At 44.9% G+C, this 5,835-nt stretch carries 6 protein-coding genes and 1 tRNA gene; 3 read left to right on the top strand and 4 right to left on the bottom strand.

Annotated elements, in window-relative coordinates; translation table 11 throughout:
- Positions 1–215: 215 nt before the first annotated feature.
- Entirely contained in the window at positions 216–449 is a 234-nt protein-coding gene (locus Q0986_RS00410) for a CTB family bacteriocin (protein ID WP_299402180.1), read from the bottom strand.
- A gap of 1,257 nt (positions 450–1,706) precedes the next feature.
- Here Q0986_RS00410 and rsmA point away from each other — a divergent pair.
- The 3 genes from rsmA to Q0986_RS00395 all read left to right on the top strand — a co-directional run bounded on the left by rsmA (position 1,707) and on the right by Q0986_RS00395 (position 4,191).
- Positions 1,707–2,516 (top strand): 16S rRNA (adenine(1518)-N(6)/adenine(1519)-N(6))-dimethyltransferase RsmA, encoded by an 810-nt coding sequence (gene rsmA / locus Q0986_RS00405; protein ID WP_299402177.1) that lies wholly within the window; start codon positions 1,707–1,709, stop codon positions 2,514–2,516.
- Between the two features lie 48 nt (positions 2,517–2,564).
- Positions 2,565–3,497: a 4-(cytidine 5'-diphospho)-2-C-methyl-D-erythritol kinase gene (gene ispE, locus Q0986_RS00400; protein ID WP_299402182.1), complete on the top strand. Its 933-nt coding sequence runs from the start codon at positions 2,565–2,567 to the stop codon at positions 3,495–3,497.
- 136 nt (positions 3,498–3,633) lie between these two features.
- On the top strand, positions 3,634–4,191 hold the full coding sequence (locus tag Q0986_RS00395; protein WP_299402174.1) for a TerD family protein: 558 nt from the start codon (positions 3,634–3,636) through the stop codon (positions 4,189–4,191).
- Positions 4,192–4,389: 198 nt separating this feature from the next.
- Here Q0986_RS00395 and Q0986_RS00390 read toward each other — a convergent pair whose 3' ends face one another.
- The 3 genes from Q0986_RS00390 to Q0986_RS00380 form a co-directional block, all read right to left on the bottom strand.
- The gene (locus Q0986_RS00390; RefSeq protein WP_299402172.1) at positions 4,390–4,848 is read right to left on the bottom strand and encodes a hypothetical protein; all 459 of its coding nucleotides are present in this window, start codon (positions 4,846–4,848) and stop codon (positions 4,390–4,392) included.
- Positions 4,849–4,938: 90 nt separating this feature from the next.
- Positions 4,939–5,724: an RNA methyltransferase gene (locus tag Q0986_RS00385; RefSeq protein WP_299402170.1), complete on the bottom strand. Its 786-nt coding sequence runs from the start codon at positions 5,722–5,724 to the stop codon at positions 4,939–4,941.
- A 13-nt stretch (positions 5,725–5,737) separates the two neighbouring features.
- Positions 5,738–5,821: transfer RNA gene (locus Q0986_RS00380), tRNA-Leu, on the bottom strand.
- Positions 5,822–5,835: the final 14 nt, after the last annotated feature.

Raw genomic sequence — 5,835 nt, 5'->3', positions numbered from 1 at the left:
TTTCTTGCTGTTGATCAGACAATTCAGTAAATAATTCAGACATGATGTAACCTCACTTGCACTAAATAAAGAAATTAGCAAACCAAAAATCAGTCGTTTTATTTGAGACTCTTAGTAGATTCAATATCAAACTATGAATCTGTTAAGAGTCGTCTCTGCTTAATCTTGGGCATGCGCTTATTGGCCTATTTTTTTGCCAACAGGCGCATATCAATTTAATGGCTCATTTTGACGTTCAGGTAGTTTCCACCCCAAGTATTAACTTTGTTATGAACGCCATAGACAGAACCACCAGCTGCAGAACCACCTGGGCCAGAATAAGAACCACCAGTAGCTCCAGCTGCTTTATAGTTCTGATAGAACTTAGTTCCGCTATAGTTTTTTAAGCTAAAACCACCTGCAACAATTTCTTGCTGTTGATCAGATAATTCAGTAAATAATTCAGACATGATGTAACCTCACTTGCACTTTAAATGACCTTTGTTTTATGATTTATTGCTTATTTAACTAAATAAAGAAAACAATAAAATCACTAGAGTTATTGAAATCAGAAGCGTCACTTGAGTTGTTTTATTAGTGTGAGCTGCTTTGTTCAATCTATTCATATTTATACAGAAAAAAAAGAGAATGTCAAGTATTTTTTTGAGTGGTTTTTTGTATATAAAAATATGTTTATCCGTACTTTATGGCAAAACAAAAATATAGAGATAGTTTATTCAATAAAATATGGAATTTCTATACCTAATAAATCTTCTTTTGGAACAAAAGGTTTATCGGATATATATCTTGTAGAGTATGGAGACTTTTTTGTCTGGCAACTCTTATGACTTTAATTAGTATTTTTATGCTTGCTACCTCCTCATTTCTTAAATATAAGGCTGAAAAGGATTTAAGCTTTTAGGAAGAAGCAGGAAAATTGCTATCCAGAAGTAAAAATATATTTTTCTCCCATAGGAAACTTGATAACTCAACAGAAATGGGTTAATCCTTTGATTGAATAGAGAGATTATGATTAGCAGTGGAGATTCCTAGAAGTCCACAACATAACGTGCTCCACAGGTATAGGATTACTCTGGGAGAATATAGCTAGCCAGCACGCTAATATGGGCAGGAAAATTGATTGCAACTAATACTAGATATCCATTTAATAGATACAGTAGAAAATCACAGTTAGAAGATTAACTCTTAGTTGAGCTGACTCCACTTGCTTGTTTTGAGGATAGCTAGATAGCCAATATTGCCAAGTCTGAAGCCGACTTGATTTGAAAATACTTAAATCGTATTACGCTGAAAATTCGATTTCTGCGCATGCGTAGGGCGTCAAAGTCCATAACTTTGGGGTATGTTAATTAATACTATTGACATTTTGCTGAGAAGAAGGCTAAAGAATTCTTTGCACTATTCAGAATAGCCTTTATGTCATACACCAATCCTTCTAGAAAAAACAAGGTTGCAATTTGTATGCTTGCAATCCGTTTTCTATAAGGAAATTCATTACCCGCATGACTGTACGATAGTCGGTAAGCAATAGCTCAAAAGTGATCTCGGTCACAGGAATTGCAATTTTCATGACTAAAATCGATAAAATTATCAGTTCTTTATGATTTATATTGATGATCTTAGAGCGTAATAATTAGGCATTGATGCTTTACTTGATCAAGCCGTTTCTATTGCATACTATCTGTTAATTAATCGAATATTATATTATGGTCAAGCCTCGTAAACGCTTTGCCCAGCATTGGTTGCAGAGTCAGTCAGTATTACGCCAAATCCTAATGGCTGCCCAATTGTGTTCTGAAGATCGCATCCTTGAAATCGGACCAGGCAGAGGTGTTTTAACTCGAGAACTGCTCGCTCAAGCTCAGTCTGTTATCTCAGTTGAACTCGATCGAGATTTATGCAAATCGCTTCGTCATACCTTCAAGGATCGTGACAATTTCACTTTATTGGAGCAGGACTTTCTGAAACTGGATGTGTCTTCAGAGCTGGCCGGTGCGCAACCCAATAAGGTTGTGGCCAACATCCCTTACAACATTACTAGTCCGATTCTTAGTAAATTACTCGGAAGTATCGATGCACCTGCACAACCCATCTATGAAACGGTGGTGTTGTTGATTCAAAAGGAGGTTGCTGAGCGGTTAGTGGCAATGCCAGGTTCAAAGGCATTTAATGGATTGTCGGTGCGATCGCAATATCTAGCCAACTGCGAATTGATTTGTCCAGTTCCTGCTTCTGCCTTTAAGCCTGCCCCTAAAGTAGAGTCGGCAGTGGTACGGTTAACGCCACGCCCCTATCCCCAAGCTGCACAGAATCCACAATGGCTGTCAACCTTACTAAAAGTAGGGTTTAGCAGTCGTCGAAAGATGCTGCGCAATAATTTAAAAGCCCTGGTGGATCGGGACCAGTTATCCGCGTGTTTGAATACCTTAAATATCAGTCTGCAGGCGCGGGCAGAAGAACTGAGTGTCGCCCAGTGGATTGCCTTAAGTGATTCTGTGCATCCAAGCCAGGTATAGACGAGGTAGAGTGTTGAATGCACCGGTTAATCCGTCCCCTAACTTATGATGCATGCTTATACGCTGAAAGCTCCCGCCAAGATCAATCTGCTGTTGGAAATTATTGGTGATCGACCCGACGGGTTCCATGAATTGGTGATGGTGATGCAGAGCGTTAACCTGGCGGACGTTGTCGAGTTACAGCCTCTGAGCGGTGAGCGGATTCAGTTGTTTTGTAATCATCCCCAGGTGCCTTGCGATCCGTCCAACTTGGCCCATCGGGCTGCCCGGCTGATGCAGGAGCAGTTCCCAGGCAAAGGGGGGGTCGCCATTACGATTGATAAAAAAATTCCCATTGGTGCAGGCTTGGCGGGAGGCTCTGCGGATGCGGCAGCCGTGTTAGTGGGCTTGGATTTGATGTGGGGGTTGGGATTGACCCAAGCCGAACTCCATACCTATGCAGCCAAATTAGGGTCTGATATTCCCTTTTGTGTTTCAGGAGGAACAGCCTTGGCCTTAGGTCGAGGGGAAGAATTGACGCCGCTTCCTGACTTGGATCAACTCTATGCGGTGTTGGCGAAGTATCGCAGTTTGTCCGTTGCCACCCCTTGGGCCTACAAGACCTATCGGCAGCAATTTAGTGAGTCCTATGCTCGTGATCCAGACACGCTCGAAAAACGTCGGCGTGAGGGACATTCGGTGGAACTATTAGCCGCGATTTCCCATCGCGACTCCCAAAAAGTGCCTCAACATCTATACAACGATTTGGAGAAAGTGGTATTGCCTGAATACCCTCAGGTGCAAGAAATTCGTGACTTATTCCAGTCTTTTGGGGCCTTGGGCACGATGATGTCAGGGTCAGGGCCAACGGTGTTTGGGCTAGCAGATTCGCGATCGCAAGCAGAATTAATGGCGACGCAATTACAAACGGCGCTTCCTGATCCAGATTTAGAAATTCTGGTAACTAAATTTTGCAGTAGTGGCATTCAGTTGTTGTCTTAACGCTGAGAAAGTAGCGAATTGAAGCTGCTGGTTTGCTGGGGGCGTTGCTGATGCCGCATGTCGGTCTATGAACAGTTGAGCAATGCCGGACCCTGATCTTGATATGGTGTAGGGTACGTCAACGTTACTCTGTAGTATGACTCCAGATTCTGTCCCTCAAGCTTTACCTCGTCATATTTCTCAACTCCGTTGTGGTTTGGGCTGGGATGCCCAGATGGAATCAGTACTGGATTTAGATATGGCGGTTTTGGCGCTTGAGGCTAATGGACAATTAGCGACCGGCAAAGCAGACATGATCTATGCAGGGCACCCCCGCCATCCGTCCGGCGCGATTAAGTTGCTCAATGACAATCTCACGGGGGAGGGGGACGGAGATGATGAGGAGCTATTCATTTCTCTGCCAAAGTTACCTGCGAACATCACTCAGCTTTTGTTTGTGGTCTCTATTGATGGTGGGGAAGAACAGCAGCAAGATTTTAGCCAGACTGAGAATGCTTTTTGGCGGATCTTGGATCATGCGAGCCAAGACCTATTGTGGCAATGCTCGTTATCTAATCCCGTATGGCACAGCGTGACGATTCTGTTTGTTGCAGCATTGGAATATAGAGAGGCTCAATGGTGGATAGTGCCTTACCTAAACCCCAGTCCCCAGAAAAATCTCAATGCATTGTTACATCAATATCTCCCAGTTTGAATGGGTCGCTAGTCAATCAAGTGTGGGTTTATTAAACCGATAGGGAGTTGAGTCTTCCTAGTGACTTTATCCCTCTCAACACTATCTTGACTGAGAACTAGGTCAGCGACCTGAACCTATTTGTGAGAGGATTCGCGGGAGGAACGCCAGCCATGAAGAGATTTGGCTGACTCCCCTCCCTTAGCGTGTTAATTCAGACTAGAGGACCTTATGGGTATGGGAATGCTGTTTGACATTGTCTTCGGTATTAACCGTACGATCTGCATTGAGCATTCGTTTCCGTTCTGTGGAGAAGTTGAAGTCTGTTTTTAGGGCTCCCGGCGCGAGATGCTCTTTGGCAACAGGGCGGGACCGATAACTACGGGCTGTGGCCTGGAGGCGGAAAGAAAACTCGTCACAAAATTGGGCCTCAGCCGGGAATTCTGCAGGAGCTTGAGGTGTTTCATTAGACCAAACCGCTCCCACTGTGGTTGCAACTGCCATTTCGTAGGAGGTGGGAATCCCTTTGAGGATCGCTTCTAGAGCAGCAGACGGAATCGGCTCTACGATTTTGATTGGATGGAGCTTATTCTCTTTTTTGACAAAGCAGGTCGCTAGACCGATGACAACATAATCATCAGCAGCAACTTCATTGGCGGAGGACGTTTCAGTGGTCATAGAAAATTTTAAAAAATTGCAGCAGCTTTACTAAGTAGTTTTATTCTATGGGCTTCTGGGGCGGAATCCATTGGATGTCATTGAACGTAATCAAGCGGGTTTGCTACCCCGTTGCCGACGGACTTCGTACAGGAGAAGCGCGGCTGCGATCGCAGCATTCAACGACTCCACTCCAGGGGCAATCGGAATATTGACCTGATGATCAGCCAAATCCAACACAGGTTGGGATAAACCTGCGCCTTCATTGCCAATCAAGATCAGGGTGGGTTGGCGATAATCCACCTGCCAAAAGGTTTGGGGCGCATTGGGAACCGTGGCAATGAGCTGAATACCCTGCTGTTGATACTCTCGCAATTCGGTAATGAAGGAATCTGCGGTTTGTTTGGGAAGATGAAACCAGGCTCCAGCTGAAGCCCGCAACACTTTAGGACTCTCTAGATCCGCACACTGTTGATTGAGCAACAGCCCTTCCACCTGAGTCGCCACAGCGGTTCGAATTAGGGTCCCGAGATTACCCGGATCTTGAATGGTCTCTAGGGCTAGCCCTAAGGTCTGAATCGGGAAAGATGGGGTTGCTGGCCGACTAACGACTGCAACGACTCCATCGGGATGAACGGTAGTTGCAGTGGCTTGTAACACCTCTGGGCTGACCCGCTCTAACCGAGCCGTTCGGTCTTGAATTTGCTGCCATACCTGGGGATATTTAGCTTGCCATCTATCTGTATAGCAAACAATCTCAAAAGACCAATTTTGCGCCCAGGCAGACTGAAGTAAATGGGTGCCTTCGAGCAGCAGCTTGCCCTGCTGACGGCGATGTTTAACCTGCTGCAACTTCCGCATTTGTTTAATCAGCGGATTTTGCAAGCTGGTAATCATAGTGTGTGAGAGATGCGGAACCCGGGACTTGAACCCGGATGTCTTTGCAGACACTAGGACCTGAACCTAGCGCGTCTACCAATTCCGCCAGTTCCGCTGGCTGTGCATTAA

It is taken from the genome of Acaryochloris sp. IP29b_bin.148, from assembly GCF_028285565.1.
Classification (GTDB): domain Bacteria; phylum Cyanobacteriota; class Cyanobacteriia; order Thermosynechococcales; family Thermosynechococcaceae; genus Acaryochloris.
This window is presented reverse-complemented; position numbering and strand designations above follow the sequence as displayed.

Bases quoted from the DNA above. Each gene is read 5' to 3' on its own strand.
- Q0986_RS00410 (WP_299402180.1), bottom strand. From the start codon at position 449: ATGTCTGAATTATTTACTGAATTATCTGATCAACAGCAAGAAATTGTT.
- rsmA (WP_299402177.1), top strand. From the start codon at position 1,707: ATGGTCAAGCCTCGTAAACGCTTTGCCCAGCATTGGTTGCAGAGTCAG.
- ispE (WP_299402182.1), top strand. From the start codon at position 2,565: ATGCATGCTTATACGCTGAAAGCTCCCGCCAAGATCAATCTGCTGTTG.
- Q0986_RS00395 (WP_299402174.1), top strand. From the start codon at position 3,634: ATGACTCCAGATTCTGTCCCTCAAGCTTTACCTCGTCATATTTCTCAA.
- Q0986_RS00390 (WP_299402172.1), bottom strand. From the start codon at position 4,848: ATGACCACTGAAACGTCCTCCGCCAATGAAGTTGCTGCTGATGATTAT.
- Q0986_RS00385 (WP_299402170.1), bottom strand. From the start codon at position 5,724: ATGATTACCAGCTTGCAAAATCCGCTGATTAAACAAATGCGGAAGTTG.